This is a genomic window from Halobacteriovoraceae bacterium (assembly GCA_020635115.1).
Lineage (GTDB): Bacteria > Bdellovibrionota > Bacteriovoracia > Bacteriovoracales > Bacteriovoracaceae > JACKAK01.
Window position 1 is genome coordinate 1 of record JACKAK010000010.1, and the last position, 15,991, is coordinate 15,991.

General features: G+C 35.7%; 14 protein-coding genes. 6 read left to right on the top strand and 8 right to left on the bottom strand.

Annotated features, from left to right (window positions below; genetic code table 11):
* Both H6622_15230 and H6622_15235 read right to left on the bottom strand, forming a co-directional pair.
* Nucleotides 1–648: hypothetical protein (locus tag H6622_15230; GenBank protein MCB9062873.1), on the bottom strand; the 648-nt coding region annotated here is incomplete at its 3' end.
* 105 nt (nt 649–753) lie between these two features.
* Entirely contained in the window at nt 754–1,428 is a 675-nt protein-coding gene (locus H6622_15235; protein ID MCB9062874.1) for a hypothetical protein, read from the bottom strand.
* Between the two features lie 351 nt (nt 1,429–1,779).
* Between H6622_15235 and H6622_15240 the strand changes: the two genes are divergently transcribed.
* The 3 genes from H6622_15240 to H6622_15250 all read left to right on the top strand — a co-directional run bounded on the left by H6622_15240 (nt 1,780) and on the right by H6622_15250 (nt 6,984).
* The gene (locus H6622_15240; protein ID MCB9062875.1) at nt 1,780–3,933 is read left to right on the top strand and encodes a hypothetical protein; all 2,154 of its coding nucleotides are present in this window, start codon (nt 1,780–1,782) and stop codon (nt 3,931–3,933) included.
* A 166-nt stretch (nt 3,934–4,099) separates the two neighbouring features.
* Entirely contained in the window at nt 4,100–6,316 is a 2,217-nt protein-coding gene (locus H6622_15245; protein ID MCB9062876.1) for a GNAT family N-acetyltransferase, read from the top strand.
* Nucleotides 6,317–6,519: 203 nt separating this feature from the next.
* Complete coding sequence (locus tag H6622_15250; GenBank protein ID MCB9062877.1) at nt 6,520–6,984, top strand: hypothetical protein; 465 nt, start codon at nt 6,520–6,522, stop codon at nt 6,982–6,984.
* Here H6622_15250 and trxB read toward each other — a convergent pair.
* Both trxB and H6622_15260 read right to left on the bottom strand, forming a co-directional pair.
* Complete coding sequence (trxB, locus tag H6622_15255; protein ID MCB9062878.1) at nt 6,981–7,913, bottom strand: thioredoxin-disulfide reductase; 933 nt, start codon at nt 7,911–7,913, stop codon at nt 6,981–6,983. The two genes, H6622_15250 and trxB, sit on opposite strands and share 4 nt — an antisense overlap.
* Nucleotides 7,914–7,948: 35 nt before the next feature.
* Nucleotides 7,949–8,179 carry a hypothetical protein gene (locus H6622_15260; GenBank protein ID MCB9062879.1) on the bottom strand — a complete coding sequence of 77 codons (231 nt, stop codon included), beginning with the start codon at nt 8,177–8,179 and terminating at the stop codon, nt 7,949–7,951.
* Between the two features lie 142 nt (nt 8,180–8,321).
* Here H6622_15260 and H6622_15265 point away from each other — a divergent pair, with 142 nt between their 5' ends.
* Together H6622_15265 and H6622_15270 are read left to right on the top strand one after the other, a co-directional pair.
* Nucleotides 8,322–10,076 carry a hypothetical protein gene (locus H6622_15265; protein MCB9062880.1) on the top strand — a complete coding sequence of 585 codons (1,755 nt, stop codon included), beginning with the start codon at nt 8,322–8,324 and terminating at the stop codon, nt 10,074–10,076.
* A gap of 30 nt (nt 10,077–10,106) precedes the next feature.
* Complete coding sequence (locus H6622_15270; protein ID MCB9062881.1) at nt 10,107–11,201, top strand: hypothetical protein; 1,095 nt, start codon at nt 10,107–10,109, stop codon at nt 11,199–11,201.
* Between the two features lie 12 nt (nt 11,202–11,213).
* Here H6622_15270 and H6622_15275 read toward each other — a convergent pair whose 3' ends face one another.
* The 4 genes from H6622_15275 to H6622_15290 all read right to left on the bottom strand — a co-directional run bounded on the left by H6622_15275 (nt 11,214) and on the right by H6622_15290 (nt 15,413).
* Nucleotides 11,214–11,777 carry a hypothetical protein gene (locus tag H6622_15275; GenBank protein MCB9062882.1) on the bottom strand — a complete coding sequence of 188 codons (564 nt, stop codon included), beginning with the start codon at nt 11,775–11,777 and terminating at the stop codon, nt 11,214–11,216.
* Between the two features lie 94 nt (nt 11,778–11,871).
* Nucleotides 11,872–14,079: a tail fiber domain-containing protein gene (locus H6622_15280; GenBank protein MCB9062883.1), complete on the bottom strand. Its 2,208-nt coding sequence runs from the start codon at nt 14,077–14,079 to the stop codon at nt 11,872–11,874.
* Nucleotides 14,080–14,094: 15 nt separating this feature from the next.
* A complete protein-coding gene (locus H6622_15285; GenBank protein ID MCB9062884.1) occupies nt 14,095–14,391 on the bottom strand; it encodes a hypothetical protein in 297 nt (98 codons plus the stop codon).
* On the bottom strand, nt 14,388–15,413 hold the full coding sequence (locus H6622_15290) for a serine hydrolase (protein MCB9062885.1): 1,026 nt from the start codon (nt 15,411–15,413) through the stop codon (nt 14,388–14,390). The genes H6622_15285 and H6622_15290 overlap by 4 nt, the downstream gene beginning before the upstream one ends.
* Before the next feature lie 56 nt (nt 15,414–15,469).
* Here H6622_15290 and H6622_15295 point away from each other — a divergent pair, with 56 nt between their 5' ends.
* Nucleotides 15,470–15,988: a hypothetical protein gene (locus H6622_15295; protein MCB9062886.1), complete on the top strand. Its 519-nt coding sequence runs from the start codon at nt 15,470–15,472 to the stop codon at nt 15,986–15,988.
* Nucleotides 15,989–15,991: the final 3 nt, after the last annotated feature.

Genomic DNA, 15,991 nt, shown 5'->3' on the forward strand with positions numbered 1-15,991 from the left:
GAAAACACATCTGAAACCTGTAAATTGGTCAGAAGATGAACCGTTTGCCGAGTAAAAATAAAATAGTCCCGATACAACTGCATCGTATCCACCTATTATTGATTTAAATCCACCACGCGAAACATAAACAGATCCAGAGGCAATTGAAAATGTTCCAACTCCATAAATTTTATCATATGTTCCATTATAAGTATTAAATTCGTTATCTGCAACATCAGCGCAGCTTACACTAGGTAAATCCATTAAACTCATACTGCATGTTGTACTTATTCCCGATAGAGCTCCACCTAAAGTCCAATCTACATATTCTCTTTTATTTCCAGTAAGGTCCCAAATTTCAGAGCCATTACTTAATGTGAGTATTCTTTTAGGATGAGTTGCATCTGAGCCTGTTGTCCCGCAAGAATTGTCTTCATAGGTACGACCTTTAAAAAGACAACCTGACCCAACATTTCCTCCTGTCCAATTTACATCCTGTTGTTCAGCATTCCTAGCAATGGCCATAAATTCTGGATTTGAAAGTAAGTCATAATTTGCTCCGAGAGAGGTGCAATAAGTTTTTGCTGAAGAAATAGTTAAGCCTGTCGTTGTAGCGTAAGATTGCACTGAAGTAGCAACTCCTCCTGTAACAGTCGCTTCATACTTCATAACACAAAAATCACTTGCAGCTCCTACAGTTGCATCACCAGGAACAAGAACATAATCTGTTGGGCAAGATGGAGATGTGAGGGCATAATCAGCTTTAACACTACTTCAGCTTGATTCATTTCCACCTGAGTTTGTTGCACTTGCATAAAACGAGTAATTTCCATCAGAAAGAGAGCTTGAACTGGTTATGTCAACAGTAGAACCACTTGAAGTGGCAGAACCAATGAGAGTTGAACAAGTATTATCACTATAAAGCTTGATTGTATCACCACTTTTAACTCCGCCAACACGTACGGTGGGAGTATCGTCACTACCGCTTGAAGCTAAAGGGTCTTGCATCGAAACACTAATTGGTATATCAGGAGCTAAGTTGGTAGTGAAAGATACATCGTTGGTGTTTGAGTCGAAATTTCCGTCATTATCCATTACTCTTACTCTGTAAGTATATGAAGTGTTATTTGAAAGTCCTGTTAAGCTGTAGCTTGTTGAACCACTCGTAGTAGAAGCTACAAAAGTTGCACTTCCTGAACTTATACTAAAGATGTTATACTGAGCTGCCCCACTATAAGCACTCCAATTGATGGTAGCGCTAACGTCGTCTATTGAATTGATAGTGCTGATACCAGAAAAGCTTAGACTGCCACCACTTGAGCCAGAGCTTCCAGAGCTTCCAGAGCTTCCACTGCTTCCATTTGAGGTGCTGCTACTATTACCGCCAGAAACTTCAGGAGCATTAAAAGATGCAGTACCTGAACCATTGCAGCTTGTGATTAAAATCATAAATATGTAATTTAAAACTAGTCCTTTCAAGTTTCAAACCTCTTAACTGTTTCATTCTTGAAACTAGGATAGGTCATCTTCATAAAATGTCATAAATACGTTCCAAATTATTGAATATACAAACATGAAATTTTGAATGAATTATAAAAAGTGCCAATTTTTGGAGACATGGGGGAGATTTGCAACTAGTTGATTATTAATTGAAGAGACCTAATATTAAGAAATCTCATGAAATGCTGATAAAATAGGGCAAGAGGGGAGAACAGTCAAAATTTGCCGTTAAATGATTTAGTTTCAAATATCTAGAGTTTCTTGTCGAAAAGAAGACTGAAAATCTCCAAAGGATTAGTTGTGAATTTATTTTTGAGAAGAATAATATCTTTCATCATAGCTTTAACATTTTATCAACTCATAATCTTTGAGGCATATGGACGGGATTTAACTCAAGTGGAGATGGTAGAAAAAGAAGCAAAAATCTCTGACTGTGATACTAATGAGCCTGCTTGTACTGATTCAACTGATTTAACTTGTGAAGTGAGACGTGGAATAGCTGTGCAAACATGTCAGCAGGAAGTTGAGGGGCAGTATAATGTCTATCAATCTACAGGTGTATCAGTTGAAAATGAAATCGCGTCCCTCATAGACCCTTCATCATCAGGTAAAGAAGCAAATAATAAAATATGGGCTTTTATCTTGCAAACATTATATATGATGGTAATTGGTGTATCAGGGGCAATAATTGTAGCTGAATGCCAAGGAAATTTCTTGAGTTATTCTGGAGTTATCTATGGATTAGCGGCAACATATTTTCTGATTGATATGCTCGTCAATTGGGGGAAGTATGACAAGAAATCAAGAGCACAACTTCAAGTTACTTTAGGGGATCAACTTGAAAAACAAATTGGGGATTTAAAGGGAGCAAAAATTCAGGCAGAATCAGCAAAAGGAGACGCTGAAGACCGAGCTAAATTATACAATAACTTGGGGTGGGCGTTTACAACAGCGATGGGGGTAGCTATTGCTGAATCTACTGCAGTTGCAGCAAGTTTGGGTATTAGTGAAGGTCTTAGTCTCTGCGTGCCAGCTGCTCAAAATAATCCAAATAAAAATAGTGATCCAATAAATCAGTTAGAGCTTCAATTACTTGCAATTAATTCGGTATTGAATGAACCAAATGCAAATTTTGAAATGTATTTGGAAAAGCTAATGTTTTATTCTGGAAAAAGTTATTCTTCAGTGAGAAATAATGAAAAACAAGAAGGATATAAACTTGCAAAAATGCTTTTTAATAAATTGTTTACTCCTGTCTATGCAAATGACGAAGCAACAGGCAATTTATTGGGAGCTGGGACGATTGCGACAGGTGTTTTTACTGCTGGTTATTCGAACGCTATAGCTGCTATATTAGGTAAATTTCTAAAGCCGGTTTTTGAAAAAGTGGGTATTAGCTTCTTGGGAGATGGAAAAGCGATTATTACACCCCAAGCAAGAGCAGTGTTATTTGCAACTACTGCAGGTATCTCTTTTTTAATTGAAAACGAACACAACAAGATTGTAAAAGAGTACAAAAAAAGAATTAATGACTATGACACTTTGACTTCTGATCTCGATAAAATCAAGCAAGGTGCACCAAGCACCCAAACTGAAGATGATGGGACCGACCCTCGAATTAACCCAAATGAAGGAATTGATCTACCTGATACAACTATTGTCTCTGCAGTACCAGGATCAGTTTATACTAATCTTAATGTCACTCAAGATTGTTATACTGGAACTGGAAATAATATAAAAATTGACCCCAAATGTACTAACCCATATAAAAATACCTATACAACTCATGATGAGACAAAAGATATACTCGGTAAAGATGTCGCTGGAGTTGGAACGACTTGGGCAGAAATGCTTAACTCTGATACTACAAATCTCGCCGGAAATAGACCAACAACTCCAGAGGTTGATGTTGAAGCAGCTAAACAAAGTGCCGCAAAGCTTAAGAAATTAAGCGACAAAATGAAAGAAGATATTATTAAAGACAAACCTAATAGTGATGCTGCAAAATCTTTTGCCAATGAGAAAGCACAAGGAGTGAAGTTGTCTGAAGATTTTAGGAAAGCAGCTTTAAGTAGTATAGGCAAACTTTCCCCCAAAGATAGAGCTCAACTTGCTTCGGTATTGAAAAATGCATCTGGTATAACTGATAGCAAAATAGAAGATAAACTCGATAAAATATCTAAAGATGCGAAAGAAAAACTCGGCTATACTTCAGGAGGACTCAAACAAGGAGCTGGAAATGGAAAAATTTCATTCGGGAAAAATAAAAAATACGATTTCAACTCCATTAAATCCGCTTCAAAATCAACCACTCCAATCAATGATAAATTTAAAGATGAAAACGATTATGTCGTTAACGATATCAATGACGATAAATTAAAACCCATCTGGGAAATTGTCTCAGGCAGGTATTGGCGCTCTGTGATTCCGATTGTTTTAGAGAAAGAAGAATAAAAAACTAATATTTTCTAAACAGTTATGATTCCAAGAGTTTATGTCAAAAAAAGTAATGACTTGTTATGTTTCGGTGCACTGTTAAAGAGATTGTATTTGACACGACAGTATAGACAACCTATGTTCACTAAACATTTTTTCTAAAGTTTAAAAAGGTGTTTTAATCGTGAACCGATCTTTATTTTATGGAATTTTATTTTTTTGTGTATTCAATATCACATTCGCCGAAAATAACCATGAGCATCTCACCCCATCAATATCAAAATTATGTGAAAATAAATTATCCTTTTCAAGTAAAGATCTTCTATTAGATCTGACCAAAAAAGATGAGCACGGTCTAGGAAAAGGGGCAAAATACGCAATTAAGGCATTTGATAAATGGAGTGGTATTTCAGAGGTAAACAAAATACTTTCCTATTACAGAGAAAATCAATTAATTAGACCAGACAACTTCTGGGAAATGGCTCTTGTTGCCAATAAAGTTTCACCAGAAGTTTTTGAAATACCTGAGATCTATGGGCCAAATGTCCGCCCAAAAGAGTTCCAAGAAAATAGACTCACTAATATCCCTCAAGAAGGGCCTGCGATTTTAGACGGAAATCACATAAGTGGATTTAGAGAGGCCATTGTAACGGCCTACGCCGCCGTCTATGGGGCCGGTAGAAAAGATCTTAAAATTCTTGGTAATGAAATTCTTCATTACATCTTCCCTGAAATTAAAGACCAAGTCCTGGCCCTAAAAATAATCGGCCCTTCAAACGCTGAAACAAGAGCGCATAATGCCCATATAATGGAAGAGGCAAAACAATGGCTCAAAGATGGCCATGTCATTATGAGATATAGTGCCGGAACCGTTTCAAGGCTTACTTCAAACTTATCTCCTAGAGACTCCAAGGGAAACCTTTTAGAAATCGATACCCATGGTAGAATTATTGAAAAAAATGTTTCTATCTTAAAAAAAATAAATCATCTCGGAATCTTTGATCCTGAATGGAATGCTAGGCAAGGACAACTTATTTTAGACGCTCCAGAAGAAACTAAAATCATTCCCATTTATTCCCTTGGTAGAAATTCTAATGCTTTTTATTCTTATGGTATTTTGAATCCATTACTTAGAAAACTCCATCTTCCTGAAAATCTACTTGGGCTGGCCAGTCTTCCTAAGGAGTATTTAAAAAAAAGAAATACGACAGTTTCTCTTATATTAGGTACTCCAATTTCGGCCAAAAAATTTAAAGGAATGGGCCCACAGAAAGTTATTAACTATCTTTATACCAAAACATACCTGCATGCTCCTCAGAAAAAATTTGATTTAAATACGCAAAGAATGAAGAATCCATTCAAAAAATGGTCGACTCAACTCAAACAAAGAAAAAGAATTCTTCCTCCTTTAGACCATAATGTTTTAAGTAGTGAGTTTGATAGACTAATGGATATGAACGTCAAAATTTATGCTCAAAAAAAAGGGTTTGTTTCAACTATTGTTAGAGGAAAAGATCTTACGCCTGAATTCATGTATCAATTGGGACTTTTTAGAAATCATGCATTTCAAACAGTCAATGAGGGGAGTAAGAACGTCTCAGATATTGATGAGTTCGATCAAGAATATTTCCAACAAATTATTTGGGACATTGAAAAAAAACAACCAGCAGCAGTTTCAAGGTTAGTTAATACAAGTGAGTTTATTGAAAGAGGCGAACAGTACTATACCATGAAACTCTTTGGAATTGATCCCAAACTTCATGAATATTTACCAGGAGATGTTCTTGACGTCGGCCGTACTGCCATTGGGATAGAGTACAGAAATGGAAAATCTTCGGTAGGTCTTTTAGATCTTAATTTTAAATCGATCGCTGCATTTTTATATGAAAATCCAAGTATTATTCACGCGGTTGGATGTGTTAGTTTTAGTAGCTCTTATTCACCTGTTGCCTTACAGATTTCAGAAAAGTTTTTAACCAGAGAGTTTGGGCCAAAAGATGTAAAAATAAAAAGCTTTGTTCACCCTCCTAACCCTTATACAAAAACTTTTAAGTATCTCTCTTCAGAAGTCATTAACGAATATATTGATGGAGAGATAAACGGTCTTTCTGAAAAGTTAGAAAAGCTTCATCCCTATTCAGATACAATCAAACACATCCAATTGACCCAACCAAATATTAAACCTGAACTTGTTTATCCACCTTCTTTAGTTAGGCCATATATTGTTAAATTTAATACAGATATTGTAGCTGCAAGCATGGATAAAAGTTTTGGTTCGCTTGATTTTCTGGTTTTAACTGATCTTCGAACTTTTACTGATAAAGATTGGAAAAAGCTTTTTGGCCCAGATAAAAGTGTTGATGATTATAGAATTTGGCAAAAGTCATATCTAAGTAATTAAGTAAAGAATATTAACTTTGTACTTTAATGAAAATCTGTATTTGCTCATAGAAATACTGAATAATTTTCAAACTGTTTTGGGTTTATGTTTGGATGATTATGGTCTTGTTAGAAAATTGTTTTTATTTAGAGATGTCGTTTAAAATCATCTGAAATATATTTTTTAAATATTAGACTCATGAAAACTTTAAAAAGGGAGTTTTCATGAAGTTATTATTTATTTTAGTTTTAAATTTAGTTTTTCCAGACGGATTTGCACAAATTTCTCCACTTAGTGATCAACAGATGAATGAAGTTTTTGGGCAGGCCATCCCTGAAGAAGCTTTCAAATTATTTGAAGATCTCATCGACTACGTTAATCAAGCTGATAGTAATGATGAAGTCGATCCAATTGAGCTAAGTTTAGTTGATTTTAATTTATTAGAACCTCTTTTTGGTGAGCTTCTCGAGTATAGTTACAATATTGAGGGAATTCATTTCAGTGAAAATAGTAATACAAGTGTATCCATTAATGGTGTAGAGATACCTTTCATTCGCATTGCTGATCGGATCGATCGTATAGAATACAGAAACATTAGGCCCTATGGGGCACAAGAGAGCTTTGGAAGCTTATACATTTCAGATATACAATTAAAAAGTTTTCAGATCAATTTTTGGACAAGAGATTAGGCATTTCCAAATTCTTCTAAAAACCTCTCTGCCTTAATCGCTGCCTGGCAACCAGATCCTGCTGCTGTTATGGCCTGACGATAATAGGGGTCCTGAACATCTCCACATGCGAAGACCCCACTCACACTTGTTTCTGGGCCATTTGATGTTACGATGAACCCGTGTTCATCCGTTTTAAGTTGAGCGTTTAAAAACTTAGTATTTGGGGTATGGCCAATTCCCATAAAAAGTCCATCGGCCTTAACGATTGTGTTCTCTTTTGTAAGATTGTTGAAAATATTAAGTGAGTTCACACCTTGTTCATCGGCGATGATTTCTTGAACTTCACTATTCCAAAGAACTTTAATTTTATCATTACTTAGGGCCCTGTCTTGCATAGGTTTTGAAGCTCTAAAAGAGTCTCTTCTATGTACAATCGTGACAGAATTGGCAAATTTCGTTAAAAATGTTGCTTCTTCCATAGCTGTGTCGCCACCCCCGACAACAAAGACTTCCTTACCTCTATAGAAAAAACCATCGCATGTTGCACAACCACTTACTCCTCTACCAATAAGTTCTTTTTCATTGGGAAGGCCTAAGTATTTTGCTGATGCACCAGTAGAGATGATCAATGTTTGAGCTTTATATTCATTGCCATTTTCACAAATAACATGAAATGGTCTTTTTGAGAGATCGACATTTTTTACAATTGTTTGGATAAATTCTGTGCCAAATCTTTGAGATTGTTTTTTCATATTGGTCATCAAGTCTGGCCCCATTATTCCTTCGGGGAAACCTGGAAAATTGTCAACCTCAGTAGTTGTAGTTAACTGGCCACCAGGTTCGTGCCCTTCGATAACGAGAGGACTTAAGTTTGCTCTTGAAGTATATAATGCGGCCGTGTATCCAGCAGGCCCTGAACCAATGATGATGACTTCTCTTGTTTCCATGATCAACCTCTTTTCAATTTGTAAAAATGAATGTTTTAGTCTTCTAGTTCTTCTTCTGCTTCTTCTTCAATAGGTTCAGGCTCTACATATGCCTGAGATTTTTTGACGGCCTCTGGACGATCATCCTCTTCAGGATTCATTTCATAAAAGGCCTTAACCGACAAAAGTTCTTCAGCATGGGGTGCTTCTCTTGTCGTTTTGAATTTTTCTCCAGTGATGGAGCACTCATAGAAATAAAATTGCTTTTTTTCTCTTCTTTTTGCCACGTGTACCTCAAAAATGATTTTTATCTTTTTACACGGCTTTTTGTATAGATTCAACCTTTTCCGCTTTGTGCTAAAGTAAAAGCAATAATTTCCCATTCAAAATGCTCAAACATCAATAAATGCTATGTGTTATAATTGAGTAATGAGAGAATTCTACTCAAAAGGATTTGTATTGAGTTTTGCAAAAGCAAATATGTTTTGCTTTTTAATCTTTTTTAATTTCTCAACTGTCTTTGCAAAAACATTAAATGGGAAGATTTCAGATATTAGTTCAAGCCGTCAGACAATGATTCTTGAATTAGGTAGGGTTGATGGGATTCAAAAAGGAGAGTATGGAAAATTTTATAAGATGTTAAGAATAAAACTATCTCCAAATTCTAAGACATTGAGTGGATCAGGAAAAAGTTCTTTAACTGATGATGAAGATTTTGATACAGATTCGCCAGTAGAAATAACTAAGGATTACAGAATTTATAATAAGGATCCAAAGCGTTGGACAAATCATCCTTATATTAAAAATGCCATGATCGCTGAGTGTGTTAAAGTTTTTGATAAGACTTCAATTTGGCGAGTTGCTAATGATAATGTGATACCAGATGACATAAGAAAGGGTGAAATTCTTCAAATTTTTGAGAGGGGAACGAACTTGGCCGGTAGAGATAAATATCGAAAAAGGCACCGTAAAATTTATCAAAGAAATAAGACCGATTTAGGGGATATACTGATTGAAAAAGAAATTGGAATGCCTGAAGATATGATTGTTAGAAAAAATAATTTAATAGCAACAGATGAAGTCTCCCCAGAAAATTACAACCAATATAGAGATATTGAAGTAACTGAAGTACAAGAACTTAAGGAACAAAATATTTCAGGGATAGATGATTATGGGGAGATTGACAAGGATGGATTAGGCAAAGAAGTTAGCAGAAATGATCTTTTTGTAGATGATGAACTGAGTGATGTTGATGATAAGCAACTGGATTCAGAGTATAATCAACGACTATTTGAAAAACAAATCGAAGGACAAGAGAATAAAATTAATGGTCTCGAATATGGCCTTATTGGTCTATATGAAGAAGAAAGACGTGATGAAAATATTAAAGAACTTAAAAAAAATCTCTCAGCTATGACAACATTTGACCAATATGTTGCCTATAAGAAAAAAAAGATCACAGTTGATCCTCAGGCAATTGCAAAAGTTAAAAATGATCCAGAGCTTTGGTCTTCTGAGTTTAATGATTATGAACTTAGAAAATATTTTGTACGTACCGGGATATTAAATGAAATTAAAAGAAGACAATTTGCCTTACAAAATAGAATGTCTAATGAGTTCTTTTTCCGACTAGGTAGAAACATTGCACCAAATTCACCAACTTCTGAGGAAGTTGATGCTGGTTTTGGAACAGCCTTTATGGCCGGTTATGAGTTCCACCTTATGAGGGCCACTCGTTCAATGGATAAATGGACACTACAATTTTCTTTAGAATCAGCAGTTAATTATTATTTGCTAGATGTTGTAAATGTACAATCCAATGAGTTTTTATTATCTGCTTTTGTAAACTATTATTTTTGGAATTTACCTTCTGCTGTTGACGAAATGGCCTGGTTTGTTGGTCTTGGAATTAAAAATGGAAACTCAACAGTGAGTGGACAGGAATTAAGTGCCGATTACAGCTTTCTTGTTCTTACTATCCCAAGTGCTCAAATTGGCGTGAAATTTCGTTTTAAGGGCGGGGATGAGCTAGATGAGCTCTTTAAATTTGGTTTTGGCCTCCATTTGATGGCCAGTTATGATGTGGTAGAAATGCGCGCTAATGAAGTAATGGCAGAAAATATTGAAAACTCAACTCGAGTTGCCGATACTAAAGTACATGTTGGGTTTAGTGTATATTTTTAAAAGCTTAAGATTAGCAAAAAGGAACTAGGGATGGACAGGCCTGCTAATGAAAAAAAACAAAACACAGTAATTCTAAATGGATTATTATATGCTGTACTAAGTAGTTTAATACTCTATCTTTTACCACAAATTAGTTTTTCGCTCGAACTTGATGAAAAGCTAACAGTTAGATTTTTGGATATTTCAGAATCTAAAAAGACTGTTTTACTTAATAGAGGAATTGAAGATGGACTGGTTGAAGGTGACCATGCCAAATTCTTTTTGACAACAGGAATATTGGCCAGAGGTGTAGTGGTAAAAGTTTCACCCTCAAGATCAATTTGGTCACTTTATAGGGTTGTGGATCCTAATGAAATTTCTCAAGAAAAAGTTGTCAATATCAAAATAACTTCACCTGTTAAAATTACTGAAGATCCTACTAAAACACTCAACAAGGATGCAAATCCACTTGGAGAATCCTTACCAGGAATGTCTAAGGAAGAAGTTGCTGCTATGATGAATGATGGTGCTCCAATTGTTATGAGTAGTGGAATGATGACTGATGCCTCTTTAGAGATCTATGGCCATTTGGGACTCCAGTTTTTTGGAGCTGAATCTGATTATGATAATTTTTCTAGAGCAGATGGTGAAAGTGGTAGTTTGACATTTGTAAATTTAACAGGTGGTATTGAAAAATATTTTGAAACCAAAGATTTTTATCGTTCTATTTCCATAGATCTATACTTCCAAAAAACTATTCAAGAGATGTATTTTTTTGAAGGGGATAAGATTAATATATCTACACTCGAATTAGGAGCTGGTCTAAGTTACCATTTTTTTAATGATGCGTTTTCTTTCGGTAGACCAATCCTTTATTTTAGAGGCTCTGTAGGTAGAGGAAATGGTGATGAAACCTTTTCTTCTTCACTTAATAATATCGAAAGGGATGCCAATTACCCTGAAGATTACTTAGCACTAAGTTTTGGAATAGGGGCAAAATATTATCTAGCAAGCGGTTGGGGCGCTCGTGCTTTTTTTGATTATTATAGGAGAGGAGAGGCCATTGATGATTCAGTCGAGGAATATACCTACGAAAAGTATGTACAAGGATTTAGATGGCAAATCGGAGTATCTTATAGGTTTTAATTTTATTCGCATTTAAAAATTTTTTCTCATATCATCACCTCCATCTCTCCAACCTGGCCAACCATAGCAAACATATCCATTGTTTGTACAAGAGCTTCCGACTGTAGGTTCACTCCCGCATGAAGGAACAGGCCAGCGAATTCCATAGGACTGTTGTAAATCAAGTTGGCCTTGTTGAATGTTTAGTGTTGTAATATATTTCCATTTTGGACATGGATCTCCATATCTAATTCCACCAATTTTTTCATGCCAATGCATTGCTTGACATGTCCATGTGGAATTTGTTGGATTTTTTAAACTAGCTGTTCCAGGTATAGTCATAAGTGCATTGTTTAGCCAAGTATCGTCTATAAATGGCAGATTTTCTATTCGAAGTGAAGATGCAATATTTGTACAATTTGGACCACCATAAAAATTTATATTCACTGGAAGATCATCAAATGAGATGGAAGTGTTAAATTCAACTTTCTTACAACCATAATAAGCAATATTGCATCTTTCAGTACACTGACTATCACATGCTGGAACGCAAGTTGGAGTGCAATCAACTGGGCCAGTACAGTTTGCACCAGTCATACTATGAGAAAAATCGCCCGAATTATGTCCAAAAGAGTCAAAGGACAATAGTATTATGACAAATACTAGAGTAAAACAAATGCTCAAATTTGATTTATTTAGATTCAATTTTATTAAGTCTCCATTGGATTTCATCAATCTTTCTGGAATTATCATCAATTTGCTTTTGCTGCTCTTTAATTGCTTCAACTAATGCGCCTATAAGTCCTAAGTAATTTACTGTTAGTACACCTTTTTCATTTTCAATAACTAACTCTGGATAAACTTTTCTTACTTCCTGTGCGATTACTCCCATACTAGGTTCATCACCATCTTTCCAATTGAATTTTACTCCCCTGATTTTCATCAAGGCCTCAACTGCATTTTTTATAGGTCTGATATCAGTTTTTAAACTTTCATCAGATGTTGCTTGTATTAAACGACCAGTAATGATTCCAAGTGAAGGAGCAGAACCAGTTACGCTAATATTTCCGTTAGTTACACTTAAACTATTGTTATTAATACCTACAGCTCCATCGATAGAGACATTTCCACCAGATATGAACACGCTATCATTTACTGTTAATGTTTTATTAACCGTGAGCGTTTTTTCGATGGTGGCGTCTTTGTTTACCAGTAGACTTGCAGTTACAGCAAACTTTTCGGTATCGACATCTTGAAAGTTTGTCGTAATATTTCCGGCATCTAGATATAAACCGTATACGAAAGAAGAATACTTACTCCCTCCAGCAGAAAGGTCAGCTAGATTTCCTCCAATTCCGAAGCTACTGCTTGCATCGTTAAATGCATAAATTGATCCACTTGCACCTAGGTGGGCATTTACACCATTTGTTCCGTAAATGTAGAAACTATCTCCACCAGGTATCATTGCTCCGATCTGGGTAGTTCCCCCACAATTAGTAGCTGAACACCATCCGATTCCTACAACAGCGTTTGCTGGCACACCCCAAGCATTTCCATCCTCAAGCATTTTTCCATATTCACCAAAACCTATCATCATTGAAGGATCAAAATTAGTATAAAGATTTCCAGAAGCTGAAAGGCCAACAGGCGTACCATTGCTCCCATAAAGATTAAATACTCGCCCAGCACCACCTGGCATAGCAACACCAAAGTGAGTTGTAGATCCAGGAGCAGAACACCATCCAGTTGAACCTGTGTCACACCACCCTATGGCAAAAATATCTTCTAGAGGCATACCTTTTTTTGTTGCATAGGCAATCATATCGGAATATTCACCTATTCCAATAGTGATATCATTTCCTGTTCCTGTTGTATGGCTTCCTCCTCCCGCATATAAGTTACCAGCACTAGTGAGTTGAGGAGCAGTTAACGAGTTTACAGTCACCATGGTAACATCTAACATCTCAATACCACCCAATTTGAAGCTAAGATTAGGTATGATGCTGTTTCCTTCAGAGATTGATTCTATGGCCCAAACTCCCGTTGCAGCTCGATCAAAATTACCTGTACTAGCATAATCCGAGGCAAGATATAATCCTGCGTTTGCTTGGCCACTAGATGACTCACCATTTCGGGAAATCACCAAAGTGGCCGTGTCACTTTCTTTGTGGACATGCAGTGATTCATTTTGCCCAGGTTTGGCAGTTCCAATTCCAATAACTCCACCCTGGTAATACGCACCCAAGTATCCATTTGTATATTGAAATACACTATTAGAACTTATCGCACTGGCGACACATGTTGATATATTGTTACTTGAGTCTAGCCTGGCCGTTAGCGTGATGAATTTGTAAAATTCCTTTGTTCCAAATGATTGCGCAGTTCTTTCTAACTGCAAATAATACTTAAGATGCACCAAAGAATCAGTTGATCCTGTGTTATTAAAAAGTACATGCTTCTTAACCATTCCCATTTTTTTTAAAATAAATTTTGAAGTTTTAAATTCTTGTCCAGAATAATATCTTGGGGGACTTGTGTTTAGAAGAACTGGGGTACCTGAACTATTGTCAACCTTATATAAGGCACTAACTTCGGCCAGACTTGAGGTATCCTCAAGCTCATCCATACTATCGGTAGGACCTAGTTGACTTGACTGAAGAGAAATAACACTTAGATTACTACTGCATACATCTTCATCTGAAAGAAAGCTAATTACTTCCCCGATAAGACCTGCTGCTTCTGTATTTTGCACAACACTATTGCTTGATTTTTGGGCCTGATTAACTACTGATGTAACTATCATACCAATTGAAGTGGCAATGCCCATCGCAATCATAACCTCAACGAGGCTAAAGCCTTTTTTATTTTTAGGAATCAATTGCTGTTTTTGTTTTTCCATATCAATTATTATAACCTAGAGCAGTACGCAGCCAATCTCATTTTTTCGAAACAATGCAGTACTTTTGGAGATAATTCCTAAATAACTAATAGTTATGGAATTATCCTTAAGATTCATTTTTCTCAAAATGGAGAAGTCTTCTTTGTATTTTTGTTGGCAGTATTTTAAGTCGTTTTTTTCAACAAAATAACAGGAACAAACTTCTTTTGCGATAAAAGAAGTTGAGACAGTTAGGATGCCATTTTTGTTATAGTTTAATGAATATGAATTTTGCGAAAATAACAAAAAAATTAAGAGTAACTTTTTGTTCATTTTATTTCCCTCGCAAAATTCACAACAGAACGAGTAAAGTGATTTAAATCGATAGACTGATTGCGATCGTTTCCAAAACGAACTATGACCATTGATTGAGTTGGATCAATGATGAGAAGTTGACCCCAATGACCTCTGGCCGCAATGGTTTTTGATGACAAGGCCGGCCAAGGTTTAGGAATATTTTTTTCTCTAATTTCTTGATTCAGCCACCAATGATGACCTGGAATGTCATTAATATCTTGTCTCTCAGGATTTTCTTTAAAAGCTGAGACGATTTGAGTTGAAAATTTGATCCATTCATTTGAAACAATTTGTTGGTTTTCATACTGTCCATTATTTAAGAAGAGTAAACCTATTTTGGCCAAGTCTCTTGCTGTCATATATAAGTATGATGAACCGATATAAACCCCATTGCGATCAGTTTCAAATGTGACATTTGTAATACCCATAGGTTTAAAGAGCAAATCAAATGGATAGAGTGGTTTGTCATAATAGACTTTAGATAGAACAGCTGAAAGTAAATTAGTATCTCCACTAGAGTAGTACCAACGAGTACCAGGATTGGAAATGACAGGGTGTGAGAGAATAAAAGGTGTCACGCCACTTTTATTTTCTGTGTAAAGCATCGCAATAACAGAAGATTCTTTTATAGAATTTTCATAGGTTTCAGACCAATTTAGTCCAGAAGTCCATTCCAATAGATGCTTTACCTTAATATTACACTTTCTAGTATCTATGTTTGTGAAATAATTGCAAAGACTATCTGACAAGGATACTCGGCGTTCATCGATTGCAATTCCTAGTAAAATTTGAAGTATACTTTTTGATACTGACCATAAGAGATGCTTTTTAGATTGATTAAACGGGGAGTTGTAATGCTCAAAAATTATTTTATTATTCTTAATAATCAGTAGTGCATCTGATTGAAATTTTCCCCCCGAGATGTAATTGCTTAAGGGATCACTTTTTGCAAAAAGGAGATGAGGCAATATTAAAATAATAAAGAATAGTTTTTTCATTCTAAAATTCTAATAAAAAATCTTTTATGTTGCCAAATCTTTGTTATCATATACCTATGATTATTTTATGGAAACGTAGGAAATTATCCAAAGGTTATTCTGTAGCGGAAGTTTCAGTCGCCCTTGCTGTTGTAGCAGCAGTTGCTATCGCTGCAATCAAGATTGTCGGAGAAAAATACACAGGTAAGACCGGTCGTGCCGACAAGATTATCACAACGACGGTCAGGTATATGAGAGATCAATTGCAGCATCCACAGTCATGTAAAATTACTTTTGGTGGAGTAAAAATCAAGGGAAGCACCAAAAGTTTCGAAGCAATTATGACCCAAAATGGTGTTGCCCAGTTTCGAGCTGGTAATAAAATTTCAAATAACCATAGGCTTGAATATATTCAATTGCGATATATCGATACTTTATTAGATGGAAGAGAAGCCTATATGCTTAAAATACTTTTTAAATATACAAAAAAAGTTAATTCAGACTTAGATTTTGTTTACAGAACTATAGTTTATGCTCAAACAGACAATCAGGGAAAAGTTAGTGCTTGTAATTTAGGACAAGCAATGGCGATTTGAGGA